Origin of the sequence: Photorhabdus hindustanensis (assembly GCF_002968995.1) — a bacterium.
GTDB classification, from domain to species: domain Bacteria; phylum Pseudomonadota; class Gammaproteobacteria; order Enterobacterales; family Enterobacteriaceae; genus Photorhabdus; species Photorhabdus akhurstii.
In genome coordinates this window covers 1-21,575 of record NZ_PUWT01000048.1, presented here as the reverse complement: position 1 = coordinate 21,575, position 21,575 = coordinate 1, and the positions used below count along the sequence as shown (strand labels likewise).

21 protein-coding genes, 1 tRNA gene and 4 pseudogenes are annotated in these 21,575 nt (G+C 45.3%); 6 read left to right on the top strand and 20 right to left on the bottom strand.

All coding sequences use genetic code 11. From position 1 onward, the window contains the following. Positions 1 to 351 precede the first annotated feature (351 nt). The 5 genes and pseudogenes from C6H66_RS16345 to trmB form a co-directional block, all read right to left on the bottom strand. Positions 352 to 1,318 (bottom strand): annotated as a pseudogene (locus C6H66_RS16345) (siderophore ABC transporter substrate-binding protein). Between the two features lie 117 nt (positions 1,319 to 1,435). Beyond that, on the bottom strand, positions 1,436 to 2,158 hold the full coding sequence (locus tag C6H66_RS16340; RefSeq protein ID WP_105396120.1) for a YggN family protein: 723 nt from the start codon (positions 2,156 to 2,158) through the stop codon (positions 1,436 to 1,438). A 47-nt stretch (positions 2,159 to 2,205) separates the two neighbouring features. Then, positions 2,206 to 3,132: a glutaminase B gene (gene glsB / locus C6H66_RS16335; RefSeq protein WP_105396119.1), complete on the bottom strand. Its 927-nt coding sequence runs from the start codon at positions 3,130 to 3,132 to the stop codon at positions 2,206 to 2,208. A 210-nt stretch (positions 3,133 to 3,342) separates the two neighbouring features. Then, positions 3,343 to 3,669, bottom strand: coding sequence for a YggL family protein (locus C6H66_RS16330; protein ID WP_036776901.1), 327 nt, complete (start codon positions 3,667 to 3,669; stop codon positions 3,343 to 3,345). After that, positions 3,669 to 4,388, bottom strand: coding sequence for a tRNA (guanosine(46)-N7)-methyltransferase TrmB (trmB, locus tag C6H66_RS16325; RefSeq protein ID WP_105396118.1), 720 nt, complete (start codon positions 4,386 to 4,388; stop codon positions 3,669 to 3,671). The genes C6H66_RS16330 and trmB overlap by 1 nt, the downstream gene beginning before the upstream one ends. A gap of 253 nt (positions 4,389 to 4,641) precedes the next feature. Here trmB and mutY point away from each other — a divergent pair, with 253 nt between their 5' ends. The 4 genes from mutY (at position 4,642) to C6H66_RS16300 (ending at position 7,357) form a co-directional block, all read left to right on the top strand. Continuing rightward, positions 4,642 to 5,682: an A/G-specific adenine glycosylase gene (gene mutY, locus C6H66_RS16315; protein ID WP_105396116.1), complete on the top strand. Its 1,041-nt coding sequence runs from the start codon at positions 4,642 to 4,644 to the stop codon at positions 5,680 to 5,682. A gap of 29 nt (positions 5,683 to 5,711) precedes the next feature. Then, on the top strand, positions 5,712 to 5,984 hold the full coding sequence (locus C6H66_RS16310; RefSeq protein ID WP_036776906.1) for an oxidative damage protection protein: 273 nt from the start codon (positions 5,712 to 5,714) through the stop codon (positions 5,982 to 5,984). Positions 5,985 to 6,047: 63 nt separating this feature from the next. Then, positions 6,048 to 7,121: a membrane-bound lytic murein transglycosylase MltC gene (gene mltC / locus C6H66_RS16305; RefSeq protein WP_105396115.1), complete on the top strand. Its 1,074-nt coding sequence runs from the start codon at positions 6,048 to 6,050 to the stop codon at positions 7,119 to 7,121. 160 nt (positions 7,122 to 7,281) lie between these two features. After that, a tRNA-Phe gene (locus C6H66_RS16300) sits at positions 7,282 to 7,357 on the top strand. 380 nt (positions 7,358 to 7,737) lie between these two features. Here C6H66_RS16300 and C6H66_RS16295 read toward each other — a convergent pair. The 3 genes and pseudogenes from C6H66_RS16295 to C6H66_RS16285 all read right to left on the bottom strand — a co-directional run bounded on the left by C6H66_RS16295 (position 7,738) and on the right by C6H66_RS16285 (position 11,405). Further along, positions 7,738 to 8,739 (bottom strand): annotated as a pseudogene (locus C6H66_RS16295) (tyrosine-type recombinase/integrase). A gap of 78 nt (positions 8,740 to 8,817) precedes the next feature. Then, positions 8,818 to 10,332, bottom strand: a complete 1,515-nt coding sequence (locus C6H66_RS16290) for a conjugal transfer nickase/helicase domain-containing protein (protein ID WP_248000698.1) — start codon at positions 10,330 to 10,332, stop codon at positions 8,818 to 8,820. Between the two features lie 377 nt (positions 10,333 to 10,709). Next, positions 10,710 to 11,405 (bottom strand): N-6 DNA methylase, encoded by a 696-nt coding sequence (locus tag C6H66_RS16285; protein WP_246545368.1) that lies wholly within the window; start codon positions 11,403 to 11,405, stop codon positions 10,710 to 10,712. 54 nt (positions 11,406 to 11,459) lie between these two features. Here C6H66_RS16285 and C6H66_RS26035 point away from each other — a divergent pair, with 54 nt between their 5' ends. Continuing rightward, the gene (locus tag C6H66_RS26035) at positions 11,460 to 11,603 is read left to right on the top strand and encodes a hypothetical protein (protein WP_181150223.1); all 144 of its coding nucleotides are present in this window, start codon (positions 11,460 to 11,462) and stop codon (positions 11,601 to 11,603) included. Here the strand turns inward: C6H66_RS26035 and C6H66_RS16280 are convergent. From C6H66_RS16280 to C6H66_RS16230, 12 genes and pseudogenes are all read right to left on the bottom strand, one after another. Continuing rightward, positions 11,586 to 12,506, bottom strand: coding sequence for a DUF1281 domain-containing protein (locus C6H66_RS16280; protein ID WP_105396113.1), 921 nt, complete (start codon positions 12,504 to 12,506; stop codon positions 11,586 to 11,588). The two genes, C6H66_RS26035 and C6H66_RS16280, sit on opposite strands and share 18 nt — an antisense overlap. Positions 12,507 to 12,730: 224 nt before the next feature. After that, entirely contained in the window at positions 12,731 to 12,898 is a 168-nt protein-coding gene (locus tag C6H66_RS26870; protein ID WP_248000697.1) for a hypothetical protein, read from the bottom strand. 31 nt (positions 12,899 to 12,929) lie between these two features. Next, positions 12,930 to 13,118: a hypothetical protein gene (locus C6H66_RS26865; RefSeq protein WP_248000696.1), complete on the bottom strand. Its 189-nt coding sequence runs from the start codon at positions 13,116 to 13,118 to the stop codon at positions 12,930 to 12,932. 12 nt (positions 13,119 to 13,130) lie between these two features. Further along, positions 13,131 to 13,841: a hypothetical protein gene (locus C6H66_RS16270; RefSeq protein ID WP_248000695.1), complete on the bottom strand. Its 711-nt coding sequence runs from the start codon at positions 13,839 to 13,841 to the stop codon at positions 13,131 to 13,133. Between the two features lie 101 nt (positions 13,842 to 13,942). Further along, positions 13,943 to 15,901 (bottom strand): ArdC-like ssDNA-binding domain-containing protein, encoded by a 1,959-nt coding sequence (locus C6H66_RS16265; protein ID WP_248000694.1) that lies wholly within the window; start codon positions 15,899 to 15,901, stop codon positions 13,943 to 13,945. A 70-nt stretch (positions 15,902 to 15,971) separates the two neighbouring features. Next, positions 15,972 to 16,445: a hypothetical protein gene (locus tag C6H66_RS16260; RefSeq protein ID WP_036814762.1), complete on the bottom strand. Its 474-nt coding sequence runs from the start codon at positions 16,443 to 16,445 to the stop codon at positions 15,972 to 15,974. A 76-nt stretch (positions 16,446 to 16,521) separates the two neighbouring features. Continuing rightward, positions 16,522 to 16,818 carry a hypothetical protein gene (locus C6H66_RS16255; protein WP_105396111.1) on the bottom strand — a complete coding sequence of 99 codons (297 nt, stop codon included), beginning with the start codon at positions 16,816 to 16,818 and terminating at the stop codon, positions 16,522 to 16,524. After that, positions 16,818 to 17,195, bottom strand: a complete 378-nt coding sequence (locus C6H66_RS16250) for a hypothetical protein (protein WP_036814764.1) — start codon at positions 17,193 to 17,195, stop codon at positions 16,818 to 16,820. The genes C6H66_RS16255 and C6H66_RS16250 overlap by 1 nt, the downstream gene beginning before the upstream one ends. Before the next feature lie 12 nt (positions 17,196 to 17,207). Further along, entirely contained in the window at positions 17,208 to 17,429 is a 222-nt protein-coding gene (locus tag C6H66_RS16245) for a hypothetical protein (protein ID WP_036814765.1), read from the bottom strand. A gap of 219 nt (positions 17,430 to 17,648) precedes the next feature. Further along, positions 17,649 to 18,056 (bottom strand): antirestriction protein, encoded by a 408-nt coding sequence (locus C6H66_RS16240; protein WP_105396110.1) that lies wholly within the window; start codon positions 18,054 to 18,056, stop codon positions 17,649 to 17,651. Between the two features lie 582 nt (positions 18,057 to 18,638). Next, positions 18,639 to 19,094 (bottom strand): annotated as a pseudogene (locus C6H66_RS16235) (integrase domain-containing protein); the annotation flags it as partial. Between the two features lie 847 nt (positions 19,095 to 19,941). Next, entirely contained in the window at positions 19,942 to 20,364 is a 423-nt protein-coding gene (locus C6H66_RS16230) for a hypothetical protein (RefSeq protein WP_105396108.1), read from the bottom strand. Between the two features lie 302 nt (positions 20,365 to 20,666). Here C6H66_RS16230 and C6H66_RS16225 point away from each other — a divergent pair. Continuing rightward, positions 20,667 to 21,575 (top strand): annotated as a pseudogene (locus C6H66_RS16225) (IS630 family transposase); the annotation flags it as partial.

Genomic DNA, 21,575 nt, shown 5'->3' with positions numbered 1-21,575 from the left:
AATCACCATTAATATCTACAAATAATTTCTCTGTCCAATTATATATAACAGAAATACATTTATTATTTCTTAATAACAACATTAGTTTTCACACCATTATTATAACAGATTAAATTTTTATTTTATGAATAGATAAGACATTGTTTTGAATAGAAAAGATTTGTCTATCTTTTAAATTATTAATACTGAAAATACGAATAATAAGCCAACTACTCATAGAATATTGCCCCAGTCGGGCAAGATTTAGACCAAAAACCTGACAGTCACCAGCATAAAATAACCGATAACTGTCAGACCAAATCTAAAACAATCCATTGTCACTATTCAAATTCAAAATGGCGCATAACCTGATTAAAGGGCATCAGCTACAGCATTAACTTGTGCAGTTAAGCTTTCCAAACCACCACCCGATAAATACCACAAATCAGATTTCAGGTAAGTGATTTTGCCATTCTTATACGCCGAAGTAGATTTTATTTTATCATCTTCAAATTTTTCTTTGTTCAGCTTACCTGCGCCAATTGCTTCACTACGGTCAATAATGAGAATCACATCAGGATTGGCTTTAGCAATCATATCAGAAGTCACTACAACGAATTTGTTTTTATCTTCACCAGCAGGAATAGATAATTCTGCTTTCTGTGCCTTAACCACGTCATACACTACGCTCTGGTTGTTCAGCACTAATTTACCTGCGTTATGCAGCAATACTAAAACTTTTGCGCCAGAAGACTTAGCTTTATCCTGAGCTTTAGCAATGGTTTTTTCCAGCTCAACAAGCTGATCTTTTACTTCACTCTGTTTATTAAACAATTCACCTAATAACGTTATGTTACTTTCAACTGAAGCCAGATAATTTTTGCTATCAGTTCCCAGATTAATTGTCGGTGCTATTTTTGACAACTTTTCATAGGAAGAAGTTTGACGCCCGCTAATAACGATCAAATCAGGTTTAATTTGCGCCAATTTTTCCAGATTTGGCTCTTTCATACCCCCCGCATTTTCTACCCCTTTAGGTAAGCTATTACGGAGATATTCAGGCGTATTACCAGTAGGTAATGCAACAACCCTATCTGATAAACCTAATTTAACTAATGAATCATAAATACCGAAATCAAATGAAACGACTTTCTGAGGATTTTTTTTTGACTTCAGTTTCACCGGAAAGGTGCTTAACTGTGATCTTATCATTAGTCTGAGCTGTAACTACATTTGGGGTAACTATATTTGGTGTAACTACAGAAGATTCCTGACTAAATGCGGAATGGCTTGCAACAGCAAATAACGATACCAGAACGACAGGGATTATCTTTTTCATATATCGCACTCCAAGAAAGGATATTTAGTAAACATTTGCATTCTAGGTAGCGAAAAAAATATGTCAATCTAAATAAGAATCAATTTCAAATTGATTCTTATTTGTGATTATTAGCAATTATTTAATAGAATTCAGTAACTCAATTCTTTGTTGCTCAAGGCCACTGACCTTACCGCAAACCTCTTTGCCAAAACGCTGGAAATCTTCTTCCTGAGTCCGCCATTCAGCTTTCAAATTATTCTGCAATCCACCCAAACTACCAAGCAACGATTGTAATGCCTGATTGTTATCACCATTTAGGCTAAATTGTTTATTGCCAATCTCATTAATACTGTCCTGTAACACCCCACCAAGACTTTGCTCGATTAAGCTACGGCTATCTTTTTCAACCTGCTTAATTGCTTGATGGTGGAATGCCATACCATCAGAGCGAGTTTCAATAATTCGGTCTATTTGCTGGTTAAGCCCTGACTCAAGCTCAGACAACCGATTACGCACATTGCTATCCTTGCCGATAGTATCCACTACCACTTTATCCAAGGACTTACGAGCCGTTATCAGATGTTTTCCGGTTTCTTGCTTAATCCAAGGCAAATCCTGCCGCAAAGCCTGCTGATAACGTTGTGCTTTCTGACGCTGTTCAGTATTTAAACTTAAGTTCTTACCATCGCGAGTTACTGAACCATCCGGTGAAATCTGGAGATTGCTACTTGCCCCCACAACCTGAACTGATCGAGAAGTAATAATAATGTCATTCTGTGGATTTACCTGGCATTCATAACCTGCCTGAGCCTGAGCAACAAATAGCAAAGATGCAACAGTGATAATTTTGCGTAACATGTTTTCTCCTAAGAAAATCACCTGAGAATTAAAAAATGGATTGAGAGTTAAAAAACGGATCGCCCAACACGATCGGCTAACAATTCTAGGGCAGCACAACCCGCCAAAGAGTTCCCCGATCGATCCAATTCCGGTGACCAGACAGCAACAGTAAACTCTCCCGGCACGACACATACGATCCCACCACCAACGCCCGATTTTCCTGGCATACCAATCCTGAATGCAAACTCGCCGGAACCATCATACATACCACAGGTCATCATCAGTGCATTAATCTGCCGGGCCTGACGAGGACTAAGGATTTGCTGTTCAGCACCTATCGTACTCCCCTGATTCGCCAAATAAATAAAACACTTAGCAAGCTCAATACAGTTCATTTTCAAAGCGCAATAATGAAAATAAGTTTGCAGTACCGCGAGCACATCATTATCGAAATTACCGAAGGATTTCATCAGATAGGCAATCGCCGCATTGCGGTGAGAATGTTCCATTTCAGAACGGGAAACTTTGCTGTCGTAACAAATATCAGGGCAACCAGCAAGTTTGCGCACCACTTCCAGCATACGCTGTTTAGGCGCACTCAATCGCGACTGCAACATGTCACAGACAATTAATGCACCCGCGTTAATAAAAGGGTTACGGGGTTTGCCTTTTTCCAGTTCCAATTGAACTAACGAGTTAAATGGCTGACCTGAGGGTTCCTGCCCGACCCGTTGCCAGATCTCTTGTTCCTGATAACGCGTCATGGCTAGAGTCAGGCTTAATACCTTAGAAATAGATTGAATCGAAAAACGCTTCTCAGCATCTCCGGCACGGAATATCTGCCCATCGATGGTACAGATGGCTATTGCCAGGTTATCAGCAGGAACTTCCGCCAATGCAGGAATATAATTTGCCACTTTCCCTTGGCCAATCAGGGGACGAACTTGTCGCAAAATATCCGACAATAACGTATTAGAGAACGTTGTACTCACTGATTTTACTCCAGACAGGGGCACTCATTAATCACCAGAGACCCCTGTTGTAATTCATGCAAGCTATTTTATAGCGATATACCCGTTATCTTTCAAGTTGCCTCTTTGTTGGCTGTACTCACTCACCCCGGTCACATAGTTCTCTATGCTCCCGGGGATTCGCTCCCTTGCCGTCGCTATCCATCTTGAAATCCATAGGGTATAGATTAATCAATCCCACCAAACATCAAACAATTCGGAAGTCATGACATCTTCCATACCGCGATCCTTCAACCACTTTTCAACCAATTGGCGATGCTCTTCTGTACACATACCAATTTTTTGCAAACAGATTAAACCTTCCCAATGCAGATAACCGCTGGCATCCAATGCTAAGCCATTAGATTCAATCAGCTCATCAATAAATGCATCAACAGTGCTATCGATAACATCTACAGGTGTATTAGACGGGAAACTCCACTTAACAGAAAAACCTAATTCCTTAAATTCATCAATATGCATCTTCTTACGCAAACGACGACTGCGGTTTTTAGCCATTACTTAATCCTCTTAAACATTATGTCCCACACGCCATGCCCCAACCGCTGACCGCGCAATTCAAATTTCGTTATCGGGCGTGAAGATGGACGCGGTACATAATCACCATTCTCAGACAAATTAAGGTAATTATCTACGCCATTCATCACTTCCAACATATGCTCAGCATATGGCTGCCAATCAGTCGCCATATGGAATACGCCACCCACTTTCAACTTGCTTCTTATCAATTCAGCAAATGGTGGCTGTACAATCCTGCGTTTATTATGACGTGCTTTATGCCACGGATCCGGAAAGAAAAGCTGTACCATTTCCAAACTATTATCCGGGATCATGTTTTCCAGCACTTCAATCGCGTCATGGCACATCACCCGCAAGTTACCGATATTTTCATCTTCTGCGGAAGCCAGACAAGCGCCGACGCCAGGTGCATGAACTTCAATCCCAAGAAAATCTTTTTCTGGATTCTGGCTTGCCATTGTGACAAGGGATGTCCCCATACCAAAGCCAATTTCCAGCACCACAGGGGCTTCTCGCCCAAAAAGTGCTGCCAGCTCCAGCTTTTCTGCCTGATATTCAACACCTATTTTTGGCCAGAGATTATCAAGTGCTTGTTGCTGACGATTAGTTAACCGGCCCTGACGACGAACAAAACTCCTAACACGGCGCAACGCCCTGCCATTTTCATCAAATTCCGGCGAAATTACGTTATTTATCATGGTATTTCTGTCAGTTTTAAAGGCATTTATTCAGCCGTTCATGGCTGCTTTACCAGCAAACCACCTAAAGAGAGCGCATTATCCAAAGATGGGCGATTTTAGCAAGTCCGATCGTGACAAGTACAATTTTAATACGAAATTTAATACGAAATTGCGTAGCGCTGCGAAAACAAAGTTCCGGTTTACAGCAAGGTTACACTATGTTGCAATCCTATTCACGAAACACTGATTTTCCCTAAAGATAATTATCCCAATGATGGAAGCAAAGCAATTCTCCACAGTGGTACTGGATTGGTACCATCGTTACGGTCGTAAAACCCTGCCCTGGCAATTGGAAAAGACCTCTTATCACGTCTGGCTTTCAGAAGTGATGTTGCAACAAACTCAGGTTGCGACGGTCATTCCCTATTTTCAGCGCTTTATTTCACGTTTTCCCGATGTGACTTCACTTGCCGCAGCCCCCCTTGATGAAGTCCTACATTTGTGGACCGGCCTTGGTTACTACGCTCGCGCTCGTAATTTACATAAAGCAGCACAACAGGTTGTGGAGTTGCACCAAGGTCAATTCCCAACAACTTTTGAAGATGTTGTCGCCTTACCTGGCGTTGGTCGTTCAACAGCGGGGGCAATCCTTTCACTTTCTCAAGGTAAACATTTCCCAATTCTTGATGGCAACGTTAAACGAGTATTAGCCCGCTGTTATGCCGTGGAAGGTTGGCCAGGTAAAAAAGAGGTTGAAAGCAACCTTTGGCAAATCAGCACCAATGTAACGCCGGCGCAAGAGGTGGAATATTTTAATCAGGCGATGATGGACTTAGGCGCAATGGTTTGCACTCGCAGCAAGCCGAAATGTGAAATCTGCCCATTAAATCAAGGATGTATCGCTTACGCTAACCATAGCTGGACCAAATATCCAGGTAAAAAACCTAAACAGAGTATTCCTGAGAAAACAGCTTATTTCCTGCTGATGCAGAATAATGATGCTGTCTGGCTGGAACAACGCCCACCAACGGGGATCTGGGGTGGTTTGTTTGCGTTTCCTCAGTTTGAGAGCATGGATTTGCTAAATGGCTGGTTAGAGCAATCAGGTATTTCTCACAGTAAATATGAACAACTCACCGCATTCCGCCACACATTTAGCCATTTTCATCTAGATATTGTGCCGATAAAAATAAATATTTTATCCTTTACTACCTGCATGGATGAAAATAAAGGACTTTGGTATAACTTACAGCAACCCGCGACTGTTGGGCTGGCAGCACCAGTTGAATATCTATTACAGCAACTAAGCTAATCTCATACCCACTATTTTGAGGATTTATTATGAGCAGAACTGTTTTTTGTACTTTCTTACAACGTGAAGCCGAAGGACTGGATTTTCAGCTTTATCCGGGCGAATTGGGCAAACGCATTTTCAATGAAATTTCCAAAGAAGCATGGGGACAATGGATGAGCAAACAAACCATGCTGATCAATGAGAAAAAACTCAACACCATGAATCCGGAAGATCGTAAATTGCTTGAACAGGAAATGGCTAAATTCCTGTTCGAAGGTCATGATATTCAAATTGATGGATATACCCCACCAGAAAAATAATATTTAGCTTTCATCAGAGCCAGCGGCTCTGATGTTGTATTCAATACCAGATGGCAATGTAAGATGAAAAAACTGTTAGCACTGTTTGTTATTGCCCCAATTCTTGTTTCCTGTACCAGCAACAAAAATCGTGAATACCGTGAAGAATATATAAAAGATACCAATGGTTTTGATATTTTGATGGGCCAGTTTGCTCATAACATTGAGAACATTTGGGGGTTGCATGAAGTATTAATTGCAGGCCCAAAAGATTACGTAAAGTATACCGATCAATACCAAACTCGCAGCCATATCAATTTTGAAGCTGGAACGATCACGATTGAGACAATTTCCCCAATTGACCCTACGACCTATCTACGCAAGGCCATTATCACGACCTTATTAATGGGTGACGATCCAGGTTCCGTTGATCTCTATTCTGATACTAACGATATTCAGATCAGTAAAGAACCCTTTCTTTACGGACAAGTTATGGACAACAACGGCCAACCGATTCGTTGGGAATGGCGAGCAACACACTTTGCAGATTATCTGATTGCCAACAAATTACAAAAACGCCAATCTGGTTTACATGTCATTTGGTCTGTCACTATACAACTGGTTCCAAACCATTTGGACAAACGTGCTCATAAATATCTGCCACTGATTCGTCAAGCTTCCATTAAATATGGCATAGATGAATCCCTAATTTTGGCAATTATGCAAATAGAATCCAGCTTCAATCCCTATGCAGTCAGCCGTTCTGATGCACTTGGGCTGATGCAAGTTGTACAACACACTGCTGGCCGTGATGTCTTTAAGATGAAAGGTAAATCAGGGCAACCAAGCCGTAGTTATCTATTTGATCCAGAAAATAATATCGATGCCGGCACAGCATATTTATCGATATTACAAAACAGTTATCTGGGTGACATCACTAATGCAACATCTCGTCGTTACGCGGTAATAACGGCTTACAACGGTGGCGCAGGTAGTGTATTACGGATATTTTCCAGCGATAAGAAAAAAGCGGCTCAAATTATAAATAAAATGGTGCCGGGTGATGTTTATGAAACCCTGACGACCAAACATCCATCGGCAGAATCACGTCGTTACCTGATGAAAGTCAATACTGCCCAGAAAGTCTATCATCATTAAGACATTAAAATATTAAGAAAATAACGGGGAGCAATTTTTCTACTCTCCGTTATTATTTTGCCTATATTTCTGGCTAATCGAATAATTTCAAAGCATAAATCACTATTCCCAAAGAAATCTATTGACGAGCTCTACCGAATACGGTTTAATGCGCCCCGTTGCCCGGATAGCTCAGTCGGTAGAGCAGAGGATTGAAAATCCTCGTGTCGGTGGTTCGATTCCGCCTCCGGGCACCAATTCAAAATGCGCTTGTTGGGAGATAAAAACTTAACGGGCGTTCGATACTGGGACATAAGTGCATCGTTACAGTTGACTTAATCTTGCGTCGCTTCGATATAAAGTATAAAGGTTCTAGATTCAGGATATCTGAGAGATCAGGTGTCCTTTTTTCGCTCGAGCGCAATATTTACAAGTTCTATTGCAACTGTCAAGCCATCCAAACTAAAATCAATGAATTAATTAACACGATGTTGTATGTTGGTTACTCAACTTTCCTCATTGATCAGAAGAAAGTTAATTATGGGTGATGGTATCAGTTCAAAAAAATTCCCTATCCTGCGACAGGGAATTTGTAATAGATTAAGACAAGTTCAATCAATAGCAGACATATTCTGCTTTATCCGATTAACATTTCGCCTCTCTCTGACTCAGCATCGATATACAGCATTAATTCACGCTCCAGCGTACGCCCGGCAGTATCCAGATTGATATCAATATATTCCATCGTAGTAGTAATACTGCGATGCCCCAATAATCCGCGTACCATTTGCAAATTACGATCAGGCGCTTTCATCAGTTCAGTTGCCAATGTATGCCGGAAACGGTGTGGACCCACATCAAATCCACACTCCTTTGACAAGCGCCGAAAGAATGATTTTATCGTCTGTAACGGGTCGGTTTCGTTTCCCCTGTCTGTTTTGGCGGTAAAATAGTCCACACAAAACAGGGGATCATTCAGTTTTGCCCCAGCGGCCTGAGCACGTTCCAGCAAAATTTCCAGTCGCGGATACAACCATTTCACCACCGGCACCTGGTGTTCATAATGGTTCTTACTCCCCTCGGAGCAAAGAATAATCCGACGTTCTTTCAGATCAATATCTCCAAGCCGGATATGTAATAACTGATTTTACCACATCCCGGTATAACGCAACGTATCCAGTACCGTCAGCCAATACCAGGTCGGATATAATGCACAGCGGGCACGATGGTTATCCCCTGTCCGTCGCTCCCGCTCTTCAAATTGCCCCATCGTGAGATACAAGGCTGTCAGTTGTTTTTTGGTCAATGTTTTCTTTTTATTTTTGTTCGCATTGACCTTTACACCATTAAATGGGTTTTCCGTTTGGGCCAGTATCTTTTCTTCTATCGCCAAATTAAACACCGCCTGCATATGCGTAATCTTACTGTTCCAGGTCACACCTTTCAGTCCGCGCTGATGCAACACATATCTGCGCCATGCCAGGACCTGCTGTCGGGTCACTTGAGCAGGCCGATTGTCCACACCTGCAAACACCTGGAAGGTATTCACCACCTTGCGATAACTTGACTCCGTATCCGGCCGCAATATTTTGGCAAAAAAATACTCATCCAGCAGGTTATCCCAGGTCATACTGTCCATCTCTACTTCCTCACTTCATCAATTTAAAAACCCATTGCGGGGCGCAAAAAATAACATATTGTTATTAAAGATGCTTTCTCATGAAATCATGATAAAAGGGCTATCTTCCGGTACAGAACGGTCACGATAAAGCAACGTGTTTTTGATTAAGTAGCCATGAATACGTTGATAGGAACCAGTCCGATCAGCTGAATCATAAAGATGACAGCAACAAAAACACTTTCCACCACTGACTCGATGTCGTCCCAGCCGCTCAAATGCGGTTTGTACCCGTTTCCATTTTTCGCTAACCTCTTTGCCATCTGCCTGTTTCTTCTCACCGAGAAACTGGAAGAAAATGGCCGGCGCACTCACAAACACAAAACCACTGACCAGATGTATCCGGGCTTGCGGCGTATTAATGGTCATCACTCCATGCCTTAACCCAGCGGACAGCCAGTCCCAGAATTGCTCTCCAATACAGGATGTCTCAATAACATTTTCATGCTGCAATGTTGTCTGAACCGCGTGTTGTGAAGGCACCGGCGTGTATGGCGGTATGATTTCTGCTTCACTGGCCACAACCTGTTCTGTCACTGTGCCCGCGACATTTATCCCCATTAACGACAATAGCTGTTGCGTGCTCCCATCCGGCGGCATCCCCTTCTCCGGCGCGACTGTCATGACGGCAGAAGAGATCTCATCAACCGGCCTCACGGCTGATGAAACAATTTCAGTCATCGGGTTATCTTCCTGCCGTCTCTGAGAAGGCAGAACACTGTCCATTGTTGTTGATAAAGGCGTAGCAGAAACATCGAGGTTTCCTGAAACAATCATTTGCGGCGATGCCGCCGAGACAGAGAATATTGCCGGCGCACCTGCTTTATTCAAAGCTGCTGTAATTATCTGATTTATTGCGTCATCTTCCTTCATCTCACCGGAGAGGGAGAGAATACAAAATAGCGAAGAGAAGGCATCAGGTATGGACGCCAGCCAGGTCAACGCCTTAGCCGGCAGCAATCGTCCGGCGAGTAACACCCCGAAATGACAGGCAACCCTCGTCTCCACTGGAGGAGTTTTGAACCGGAAACGATACGGCCCCTGCGGCACAACCAATCCCGGGTACCAGGGTTGGCCTTCATCCAGTTCTCCGTCAAACTGGGCCAAAACAGGTAAAAAATGAAATAACGCAGCGTAAAACACCACCGTGCTCCATATCACACTTTGTTCTGCCTGCGTCTCAGGGGCTACACCCGGCGGTAACATCTGCCCTTTCGCCAGACGTACCGCAAATGCAGTACATTGCAAAGTCACATCTATCAAGCCACCCAGGTGGGCATAAGGCCCCTGCGGTGCCGCCGGAAGTTGTTGCATCAATGCAACACACTCATGTAACGGGGCCAGCCACAATGCCTGATAGTGTGTTTTAGGTAATGCACTGTTGTCCCACAGACACTGTAAACACTGCCGTCGCCGGGAAATATCCAGCAAGAGCCTGGACTCAGACGGCAAAAAGTAGCCTGCTTTGACCGTTTCTGGGATGGCGGTGGGTTGTGGAAGTAACTTTTTTCCTGCGGATGTTCCCGCCAGCAGGATTTTAATTTTTTTCAACACGATTAATCTCCTCTTTTTTCCCAAAACCCTAATACATCCTCTAACAGGGACAAGGCAAAACTCTTTTCCGGGAATAAAAATTAATCGATGAAAACCGCACGCAATGATTCAAACGTTCCCAATTCCGTCACGGGTAAACGAAGCGTGTATCCGGTTATTTCGTTGAATCAGTCATGATAAGTACAAAAGGCACATGGCGGCTCATGCAAGAAAGGATTAAGGGAAATAGAATGTGTCCAGTGCATCTGGGAAGCACTATCGATTCAGACCAAAACGTGTCAGAGATGAACAAAACAGCCTCAATCGATTTATTTCTCATCTCCGTCCTGTTGGATAAAACTCCGGCCCAAGAGCCGGAATTTGCTTAATCCAGTGTCTCAAACCGTTTGAACTTCATGCTGCTTACGATTTTTCCTGAGACGACAAGGCCAGTTTTCCAGCCAGTGTACCGGGGTATACATGACCCGATGACGTTCATTTGTCAGCGCATTACCTACCACCACCTCCCCGGGTATCCCCAACAGAGAAAGCTGGATATACGCCATGGAAGCGGCTACGACGTCCATATCAACGCAGGATACCCACATATGCCGGGCAGGGATATAGCCTGAGGTTTTCAATTCTTCCGCCACCGCAATAACCATACAACCCGCGCCACAGGCAGGCTCGTACAAGGTGAAAAAGGGGTGTTTCTCTAAAAATTGTCGCATGTCACTCAACTGCATGTTTGCCATCACCCGGCTAATATGCCAGGGTGTGAAGAATTGCTTCAGGTGCTTGCTACCCAGATTCATCTCCATGAAAATGCCACCAAGAAAATCGTGGGGTTCGTGTTCCAATCCCCTCATGACATGCACAAGCAGTTGAGACAGCCGGGTCACATCTTCCGGTTCATAATGTTTTATGATTTGCAAATACTGTTGCTCCAGCTCACTGTCCGGGCAAACAGCATTATGCAAACTGATTGCCGCACACTGCACAAAATCACCAAATACCCGGTAGCGATGATGATAACAAGCTGTCTCATTCAATAAAGCCATAAACGCTTTTTTGTGATTAATCAATACAGACAAAACGTGTTCCTGAGAAAAGGGGGAATACGCCCCTTCAGAGGAAATATTCCCCCAATGGGTAAATCGCCGGCGTTATATCCGCCGGCAGTAGCGTTATCAGATGCTCAGGCAAACCTGAACCTGTTTTTTTATGTCAATTCACCCCAGGGAATTTCCCTGCGGGATAACATTGTCAGCGCACTAACACCCGTCATGTGAAATATTGCCGAGAATGTAGGCCGGCCCTATTACTTTACGGATACCGTCTTCCTCACCAAATTCCAGCTCATCGATGCGACCTTCTTCCCACTGCCCATTCCGATATTTGTCGTAACCACAAAAGTCACAAACATCCTCATAATAGTGGGTGATATGGCAGTGATATTGTCCGGACAAAGGTGCTATGATTTTTGCATACCATGGCTCCCAGGGCGCTGTATCAAAATTCCCGGTCAGACTGCCATCGTCATTGTGCTTCCAGGCTATGTCATAACCTCGCGGCCGTGTCATACCGTACAATCGGATATACAACTCATGAGTCGTCTCGTGATCCCTTAACAACCCACCGCAAAATCCATTGATTTCACTCGCAAGATGGGTCGGTATCAGCAGAAACAAGTCACAAGGAACCGTTTCTGTCAGCCGGTCATCAAGATGAGACCACAGCATTTCAGCATCACGTTCTGCGTTCCAGGTCAACAGACCGAACCAGTCACAGGATTTTTGGTTAAACAAAGCCCTGATGGTTTCCCGCTCTGCCGGGAGCAACGTCTCCCATTTTCGCGCGGCCAGACCACTTTGTTGGTATAGCCTGTCAATCTGTTGGCTGGTGACTTCATCAAGCGCCACATTCTCTTTTAACAAGGTCAGCCAGTGCTCAAACGCCCGGTTTTCCGGTGAGTCTACCCCTGTTTCTGTCGCTACCAGCGCCGGATAAAGTGGGTAATCTGTCGTTTCAGTGGGTTGCAGGAGACCGGCACAGCCCGCGACAAACAGCTTAATACTTTGATGGATAGCCTGCCCGTAATAGGGAATGACGTCTCCCAATCCCCATTGTTGCAGAGCAACCAGTTGGTCAGGTTGACCCGTGATATGCAAACGATTAGCGTACCCCTTCGGCATAGTAAAAAATCCTCTTTTTTTACCTGAAAGAGGGCTTACCTGTGGAGGTAATGCCCCCACAGGCAAGTGATAAGTTCAGCAATGTGAAAAAAGGCTATCTGACTTTCGGACAGCCCCGTCCAAATTATTTATAGCCGGACAGCCGGTCTCCATAATTTTGTGGCCTGTCCATCAGGGCGCCTTCTTTTTCCAAGCGCCGCGATAATCCTGCCCGTCATCACCCGTTACAAATCAGGCCGGAAACGCCAGCCATGACGACGGGCGACTTTGTTCTTACGGACAGTTTTTGGGGCTGTTTTGGTCTTAATCTTTTTCATCAGTAACGCTCCGAAATAAAAACGGGCGTTATCCCCTGACGGGAAATAACGCCCGTCAGGGTGAAAAATAACCACCGGCGTACCCGCAGCTAGGATTAACTTTCAATCAAGCTGCTAACTTTCGTATGGGGGTAATGGTACTCTCCGGGTGGGTTTTCAGCACAAACTGCTCATCTACCCAGGTGATTGCCTCATCCACCACATCCCGATAATCTCTGACTGTTGGGTTGTTAACATCTTCAATGTCTACATCTGATCGAAAACTCTCTATCACACGATCATTTTTGTATACCACATCAACCCGAAACTAGACGGGCGTCATAAATCCATCGGAGACCGCATCGATATAGTCTTCGAGATACCCTGACTCAAATTCCTCTGCATCAATATTGTGCAAATCCTGTGGCCCCATTAATACATCGATGTAACCGATAGCGGAGGAAAAACGCCGTATTAAACGGGGTTCAACCTGTAAGTAACGCAGAAATTGACCCAAACGTTCAAAACAATACAGACACGTTTCTGTCAACTGCTTATCCAAATAGTCCATAAAACGTGTCCAGTACTGTTGCGTTTTACTGAACTGTTCCAGCGTGATTTGTTCCTCCTCCGGCAAGTTATCCTGTGCCGTCAGACGGAGAAACTCCTCCGCCGACATATTCAGCAAAACGGCTGTGTTGGGTCTGATAAGGGTATCCACACGACCACTGCTTTCCGGATGGGTATAAGGCATCAGCATCGGATCCTGATAAACATGAGATATCGCATCCATTCCCCGTATCCATAACGTCAGGATACGCTCACTATTTCTGCATCTGGCCCGGTTTGCCGGATCCTCAGACAAACTGTCCAAAAGATGAGTCATGATGGGCAAAAGTAACTCTTTGGTAAACTTTATATGGGTATTGACGTAATCTCCCTGGCTCTCATGAAACAGATAGAAAATAGCGTCGTCATCCAGCTCCAGCCCCATTCGCTCTGCGAATTGATGACGGATATAAAAACGTAATAAAGACATAAGGGAAATCTCGTGATTGACGGGGTTCCCCCTGTAGGGGATATCCCCTATCGGGTTAATGTGATGCCACCCAATGGTGACTTTGAATTAAAGATGTGATGTCAGCCAGCCTTACGTATCACTATTTCGTCTTCAACTTTCTGACGCTGGCGTTTAAACTGCCAGAAGCCTAAATGGTACATTGGCGTCACCATTTGCTGAGACATGACATGAGTGAGTGAATTGCCTACCGTGACCACGGCCGGAACACCCAGCAACGACAGTTGGATATATGTCATCATCGCGGCAACCGGGTCGATATCGACACAAAACGCCAACATCTGCTGCTGAGGATTAAACCCCGCTTCCAGCAGAGTCTGATGCATCGCAATAATCATCCCGCCGGCGCCACAAGCCGGGTCAGACACCGTGATATATTCATGCTCTCCGGATCCCAACTTCGTCAAGCCTTCAGTGAACTGCATTCTGGCCATCATATGGCTGACAGGAAACGGCGTAAAATACTGACCGGCCTGGTCATGACCTAATTCCAGCGCCATGAAAATAGACCCCAGAAAATCACCGACCTCATACTCCAGACCCATAATAACTTCACTCAGCAAACGACTCAGCCGGAATGCATCTTCACGGGAATAACGTTTAACCCGCTGCATATAGTCAGCTTCAAATTCCTCATTTTGCAACAGCGCGTTATACAATGAACAGGCGGCCATATGCACAAAATCACAGAACACCTGCCAGCGGTTTTCATGGGGTGCAATCTGGTTAAACAGTCTGATAAAAGCCTGTTTATGTGGATTCGGTTCCCGGTAAGTTGCCGCTAATGGCAGCGCCACAACGTTATCGTCAGGCGGATCATTATCTTCATCCGCATAGCCACGGTCAGACGCCACCGGCGGTAACAACAACTCCTCAGCGTGTGATGATCTGTCCGGCTCGCCAGTATCCGCGGGTTCTGCCACCGGGATCCGAGCATAGTTCAGACACGATGGCTGGCTGGAGAATAACGCCAGTGCCTCGCTGGCCTGCCCCAACTCTTCCGGGAACAACCTGCCTTCTGGCTGGTCATGCCGTTCCCAGTGATATATTCGGGCTAAAGCACTGACAGCCATCAGCGGCGTAATACCCTGATCAATATGGCGCTGAACCACCTCATCATATTCCAGCATGGTGTCATTCAGCGGCAGACCATAGTGCTCACTGAGCAACACGGCAGCCATCTGCTGCCACAATTCCACCTGGGTCGGTAACTGCTGTCTGCGGTCTTGCAAATAATCCATAGCACGGCGGGCATCATTAGCCACCTGAAATAACCACCACGGATCTGAACCCAAAGCGTGTTCCCAGGGTACTGTATTATCAGGATAGACCGGGTTACCCCGGACACCGGTTAATGCCGCCACAAACGCCGCGCCCAATGCTGTCACCCATTGTTCCCGAGCTTCATCTAACTCACTTTGGGTTGTCAGGCCAAAGCGGTTTAACCGGGACGGATGGCCAGTGGCATAAACCAGTTGATGCAACAAGTCATGCCAGTATTGTGAATCTTCAACGTAGTCCCGCCGGACAGGCAGCTCAATACGGTCATGAAATGGTCGGTAAACGGGCACGATGCCCGACCGATGAACCACCGGGATCCCACTGGCCGTCACCAGTTGCTGAACAGCGGTAAAACCGGGAGCCGGACGCGGAGGTAAAGGAAAACCGGGTTGAAGTTCTGTCGGCAGTCCTTCACATTGTTCCAAATTAATGACACGTATCAGCGACATTGAAGGCCGGTAACGGACGATGGTTGTCGGTTTTTCACCGTTGACCACCCATCCGCCTAATGCTCTTAACTCATCACCGGTTAACCAGCGGTTAGATATCAACTGCCGCTGCAACATAGTTTGCCAGAGCAACAGCACATTGATACCGCTAAACGGTTGTCCGGTCAGCGCATGCTGCGGCAAACCGTACTCACTGGCCGCTTGCCAGGGCGCCCATCCACTTTCCAGGCTGTCTGTAAGACGTCGGGTTATTAACCGGCAGATATCATCCGGTAGGTAAGAAAGGGTCATCATTTTTCCTGTCTAAAATTAAGGAAGAGCCCCTTCCACAGGGAGTCGTCTCTCCCCGGGGGATAAATAATTAGCGCATGAAATAATGCGCTATTTTGGCCGGTAACGCGGTCAGCCAGTGATAAACTGCTGACAAGTCAACCTCGTAAGCGTGAAGCATCAAACACACGCCTGTCACCAGCGACGTTAATGCTATCCCGGTCAACAGCCAGCGACGACGCTGCCTGAGTTTTTTCTCCTTTAGCTGAACCTGTTGATACAGGAACAGCCCCAGCGTCTGCAACTCACTGAACCGGTGAAATTCCTCACGCCGTAAGGCTTCACATGCCTCATCGTAACGCTCAAGCTCGGTCGGATGATGACGAGCAAGAAAACAGCGATAACCGTGATTTCTCAGCGTGTGATAGTGATTGTCGAATTGCGCCTGCAGCCACTGATTAAACCGGCTACGGGTTTTTCTGAATATTTCCGGTTCAGCCAGCGCCTGCACTGACAGGGACTGGGACGGTTCCCGAATGTGTTCTTTCGTCGTCATTGTACTCATAGGGTTAACTCCTGTTGTAAAAAAATGACTGACGGAGTTAACCCTCACGGGTTTCCCCGTCAGGGTGGTCAATAAATTAGGCGTCCAACGCAATCAGCAACCGATCAGATTCATGTTTAAACCGCAGCGCTTGCCATAAGGGGGCCTTCATGTCGCCGTCATGCGGCAAACAGAAAAAACCAAACGTCACCTCACACGTTCCCGGCTTTGCTGCCGACCAGGCTTTGAACGCCTGGTAAATCAGTTGATGAAACCGTTCGGTTTCATATTCCGGCGCAGACGGATAACTTACCATTCGCAGCCAGACTGGCTCTTCAATCGCCACAGCCGGCATCACCGACCGGGTAACGGCAGTCAACGTCTCATTGACCATTATGCAGCCTCATCATAAACCTTTGACAAACTACGCTGTCTCAACAGACGCGTGAGCATCTGCTGCGCCGAATCCACCGCTTCCGTTTCGTCGATAAGGTACCGCTCGCCATAAAACGGCTCCGAACTCTCCTCACCGAAATACAGCAACTCCACACCCGGTTTGTAGCGGTGTCTATCTCTGACCACCACCGGTCTCCCGCACGACTTCGCGTCATCAGAAAGTTGCCATTTACCGGCATACACCGTGTGTCTTCGCGTATGAGCTGCCGGTAGTCTCACCTGTCTTCGACGTAATAGCCGGGACATAACATGGTAAAATGACAGCGAAATCCAACGAATAACGCTCCAAAGTACTGTCACAAAGATCATTAACATCGTTCGTCTCCTTTATCCCCATAACAACTGGAAAACCAGCAACAGCACACCTAACGTCAGGATCCCCGCAATTTTGAACAGCGTTATCATGCCCAAAAGTTTAAGGAGTGCTTCACGATCTCGGTAGTCACGCTCATCACGGATCAAATCGCGGATAAGTGAGCGTTGTTTCGGGGTTAATGTCTCTGAAGCCGGCAGGATTGTCGGATCAGAAGGTGAATGAAAAGCAGGCATTAACAGCTCCTGTTACCGGAAACCCGCCCTTGACGGGGACAAGCCCCGGGAAGTGAAAAAAGATGTCCGTCAAGAACATCATACAAAGTGAATAAATCCGTCAGGTCAATCCTTATCAGGACGCCTTTAAGATACGGGAACTGGCCCTGTTATCGCCAACCCGGGAAACACGCCTCACTTGGGTTAAATAAAAATTCAGTTCGAATAAGCAGATAATATTTAATCAATAGCCGCGAGTATTTTTTCAGCTTCTGAATGCCCACGAGCATAACCATACAAAGCATGAAAGGCTTTAATATCGTCGTCCTGCTCACTGAAATCTGCCAGTTCATACAGAGAGAATAGCGTCACCGTGATGCCAAAAGCCTCCGCTGACATGATCCCCTCAAAACCATTATCCTCAACAAACACACGGTATTGTTGTTGAAACGTCGGAACGGCATAAAAAATGCCATTTGACAAAACACGGCCCTCCCAGAAATCGCCCTGATACCCGGGACATAACCGAATGGCCCGGCGAAAAAACATTTTCTTTAACAACGCCTCAAACCAGCTTTGTGTCGAAAACAGTTCTTCAAACCGGACAGATTTCACCGATATTTCCGTTGATAACGATAAAGTTTGCATAATATTTCCTCGAATGAAAAAAACGAGGAACACTCTCCCTGTATCAGGGAAAAGTCTTCCCCGTCAGGGTGGTAGTCAGAATGGGTATCACGGTATTAACCGCTTATCCGGCAGGTAGAAAATCTCATGACGCCAGTCACCGCAGTCATTATCATCACTGCTGTCAACAGGGGTCAAACAGGTTTCCTATACGTGGTTCGCTTGTACGGGCAGACTCGTGAGTCTCAAAGCCGCATTTTACATTTCCTATTAGCAATCCTCCTGATGACTGAGGAAGATTGTCACCCATCGGGAAACTAAACGCCTCCACTGGGTCAGTAAAATTGCACCTTCATCACTGATGAGTGATACCCGTTTTCAAAGGATAAACGGGTGTACCGCCCAAAGGCGCCACTTTGCAGGCTACAGTGGCATTACAGGTCACTCGAAAGCGTCAGTCTCAGACCCCCTGACATTAAGAGCAGTCACCCGAAAGCGTTCCTCTCAAACTGCAAGAACATTGACAGTTGTTCAAAAACAACAAATAAGCCAATCTATGCTAAACAGAATACTTTTCTTATTCAAGCTAAATCCAAAAACAGATTAATCATGGCCACCCTGTCTATTATACACACGGGCAACATAATGCCCGCGTCCATCCCCATGCCCTAAATCCATTGAAACCATCGCTTCCGCTTCTTTTCGACTGAATCCTTTCGACAAATGATAATTTATGGCCTCAACAGCATAAGCATAACGCAAACTGTGTGGCGAAGACTTTCCGGTTAACCCCGCTTCCCTGACAATATTCCGGTAACGATCAATGGCTGAATGCAAATTCGGCTTATCAATCAAACGCCCCTGATTTTTATTGGCATACTTTATTGCCGCCCTGACTGCCTGGATCACTTTATCCCGATCAACCACCGTCGTGTCACGGGGACGTCCCCCTTTTGTACCAAACACCACCCTCACTCTTTTATCCCCACGCAATAAGGCTTTTTCCCACGTTTTTAATGACTTTGCCGCCTGAACCGCTTCTTCCGTTCGCAGCCCCAGAGCAGTCCCAGATAACGAGAAAGTTGCATGTTTGATTTGCGCTTCCTGCGGCTCGATTGATATCTGTGCATCGGGGCGGGGAAATTGTTGAGTTCTTGCGAGGCACCCCAGCTCTCTGAGCTGTTCGCAGTTTACGCCGTTCTGACCGTTGTCAGACTACCTCCAACGCCAATTTTCACTGACGTCGCCGATCAATACCGAGTCGATTGTTCTCCTTCTTCTGAATATAAAACGTCAACATGATTGTTTTTCACTCAAGACGTTAAGGTGGATTGCGATCTTTAAACCCTCCGACTAGGGTACTACCGTATTGGTCAGAAAGTGGAAGATACGGGGAAAACCTGTATTACGTGGTTTTGGATGTTGTACGCTTGCAGCATCACTTAGTAATCGCTCTGCTTTTACACAAGTGACGCCGCACAACGGTGGACGCTGAAATCATTGACATTCATTGATCCTATTGCACAATTTCCGTACAGAATTCAGAATGTTTATCGTCAGTGTTCAAAACGCAGGTTAATGTTTTTCAGAACGAGGCAAAGAATGCTCTGTCCGTATTGCGTGGTAAGCCGGTTGTGAATAACACCGGGTAACCTTCATCGCCGGACGGTGGGTTGTTGTCCGACGACACCGGCTTCCAAAAGTGCGCAGATGTACCGCATTGTGATACTCTCCCTTACAGGCTATAGGCGTTTTATTTCGCTATCTAATGGGTCGATCATATCACTGGTAATCACATTCAGATGGTAGCGTGTGTCTCAGGCGGGGCTAATGTCAGTGCTATGATATCTAACCAGCCGCTTTCACGCACTCCTGGGATCTAACACTGAAGAGCAATACTATTCCTTTATTCTTTAATTTCTAAAGGTTTTTTATATTTAATGCCGGTTAATTCTGACAAATCGACATCTTTTCCTTCAGTGTGAAAGATTTTTCTGCGCCTCAGGTTGTACAGGTGAAGACAATGCTCACACATGTCAGTAACATTAGCCGGATTTTTGATCGCCTTAAGTGTCCTGACAGCGTATTTACCACATCGGCACCGCACGACATAGATGGCACTGTTTTTATGGTTACCCCGTTGTGATAAAGGGCGGACTCCTAACACCGTAAAAAAGCCATATTCATAGCCCTGGACCTGCATCAATATGTTGATTAATTTGAGTTCTCTTTTATTTAAACGTAAATCATATGTCGTTTTGTAAGGAATAAAATGACTGGATTGTTTTTGACTTTTCTTTCTATTATCATTTTTATCGGTATCGACCATCACTTTCCCTGAACCATTTTAGAATATATTAAAGGTTTTACAATCTAACCGTTTTCACTATTAATTCAATAGAGGAATAGCTAAACTTAATAGGTAAATCGGGTCCAATTCTATTTATTTTTATTATCATAAATGGCGAAGCCTCAATGGGTTCGACCATTGAGGCTTCTATAAATCGTCTACTACCAAAAACAAAAGAGTTAAATAAATTTTCAAAATAATAGATCACTGAAGGGAACTCAGTCCGATTTTTGCGATCTGATCAATTGCCAAAAATCCCAAACCTCAACACGGACTGAGTGATGCCTATCATAGCACCCATACCTCAAAATGAATGCCAGAAAATGAGAAAACTTATCCATAAAACCCGCGATAAGAACTATTCCCGTCGATTGACGGCGTTATTGATGCTCAATGAGGGATTGACGGTGACTTATGTCGCCAAAACCCTTCATGCCGCACGCTCTTCCATCAATCGTTGGGTTGAGTGGTTTACATTATATGGACTCGAAGGACTCAACAGTTTACCGGCTGGCCGACCTGTTGTCTGGGATCTCACCCCTCTCTATAGCCTGTTGCTTTTCTTATTACAACAATCTCCCCAAGAGTTCGGCTATCTTCGCTCTCGTTGGAGCCTTGAGCTTATGACTCATACTCTTAATGAATGACTCAACCTTTCTCTGACACAAAGTGTCCTCTATCGTTACTTTGCTCAGGTGGGGATTGTCTGGCGCAGAGCGGCACCTACGGTAAAACAACCTGATCCTGAACATGAGGAGAAAATGGCAAAGATCGCAGAAGCCAAAGCGAATATTTCGGAAAAACATCCCGTTTTCTATGAAGATGAGGTGGATATTGATTTCAACCCGAAAATCGGCGCAGACTGGTGTTTCAAAGGACAACAAAAACGAGTTATCACCCCGGGAAAAAATGAAAAACATTACCTTGCGGGCTGCCTCAATGCCCAGACAGGGCAAGTCACCTATGTTAAAGGAATAAAAAAGAACTCTGATTTATTTATCAAAATGTTAGATGAACTGAATCATCAATATCCCCATGCGGAAACTCTCACATTAATCTTAGATAACTACGGTATTCATAAAAGTCAGAAGGTAAAGGAGTGGCTGGCACGACATCCCAAATTTACCCTGTTGTTTTTACCGGTCTATTCACCGTGGCTAAATAAAATAGAACGGTTATGGCAATCGCTC

Coding starts and splice junctions, on each gene's coding strand:
- C6H66_RS16340 (WP_105396120.1), bottom strand. CDS start 2,158: ATGTTACGCAAAATTATCACTGTTGCATCTTTGCTATTTGTTGCTCAG.
- C6H66_RS16330 (WP_036776901.1), bottom strand. CDS start 3,669: ATGGCTAAAAACCGCAGTCGTCGTTTGCGTAAGAAGATGCATATTGAT.
- trmB (WP_105396118.1), bottom strand. CDS start 4,388: ATGATAAATAACGTAATTTCGCCGGAATTTGATGAAAATGGCAGGGCG.
- mutY (WP_105396116.1), top strand. CDS start 4,642: ATGATGGAAGCAAAGCAATTCTCCACAGTGGTACTGGATTGGTACCAT.
- C6H66_RS16310 (WP_036776906.1), top strand. CDS start 5,712: ATGAGCAGAACTGTTTTTTGTACTTTCTTACAACGTGAAGCCGAAGGA.
- mltC (WP_105396115.1), top strand. CDS start 6,048: ATGAAAAAACTGTTAGCACTGTTTGTTATTGCCCCAATTCTTGTTTCC.
- C6H66_RS26035 (WP_181150223.1), top strand. CDS start 11,460: ATGGGTAAATCGCCGGCGTTATATCCGCCGGCAGTAGCGTTATCAGAT.
- C6H66_RS16280 (WP_105396113.1), bottom strand. CDS start 12,506: ATGCCGAAGGGGTACGCTAATCGTTTGCATATCACGGGTCAACCTGAC.
- C6H66_RS16270 (WP_248000695.1), bottom strand. CDS start 13,841: ATGTCTTTATTACGTTTTTATATCCGTCATCAATTCGCAGAGCGAATG.
- C6H66_RS16265 (WP_248000694.1), bottom strand. CDS start 15,901: ATGACCCTTTCTTACCTACCGGATGATATCTGCCGGTTAATAACCCGA.
- C6H66_RS16260 (WP_036814762.1), bottom strand. CDS start 16,445: ATGAGTACAATGACGACGAAAGAACACATTCGGGAACCGTCCCAGTCC.
- C6H66_RS16255 (WP_105396111.1), bottom strand. CDS start 16,818: ATGGTCAATGAGACGTTGACTGCCGTTACCCGGTCGGTGATGCCGGCT.
- C6H66_RS16250 (WP_036814764.1), bottom strand. CDS start 17,195: ATGTTAATGATCTTTGTGACAGTACTTTGGAGCGTTATTCGTTGGATT.
- C6H66_RS16245 (WP_036814765.1), bottom strand. CDS start 17,429: ATGCCTGCTTTTCATTCACCTTCTGATCCGACAATCCTGCCGGCTTCA.
- C6H66_RS16240 (WP_105396110.1), bottom strand. CDS start 18,056: ATGCAAACTTTATCGTTATCAACGGAAATATCGGTGAAATCTGTCCGG.
- C6H66_RS16230 (WP_105396108.1), bottom strand. CDS start 20,364: ATGGTCGATACCGATAAAAATGATAATAGAAAGAAAAGTCAAAAACAA.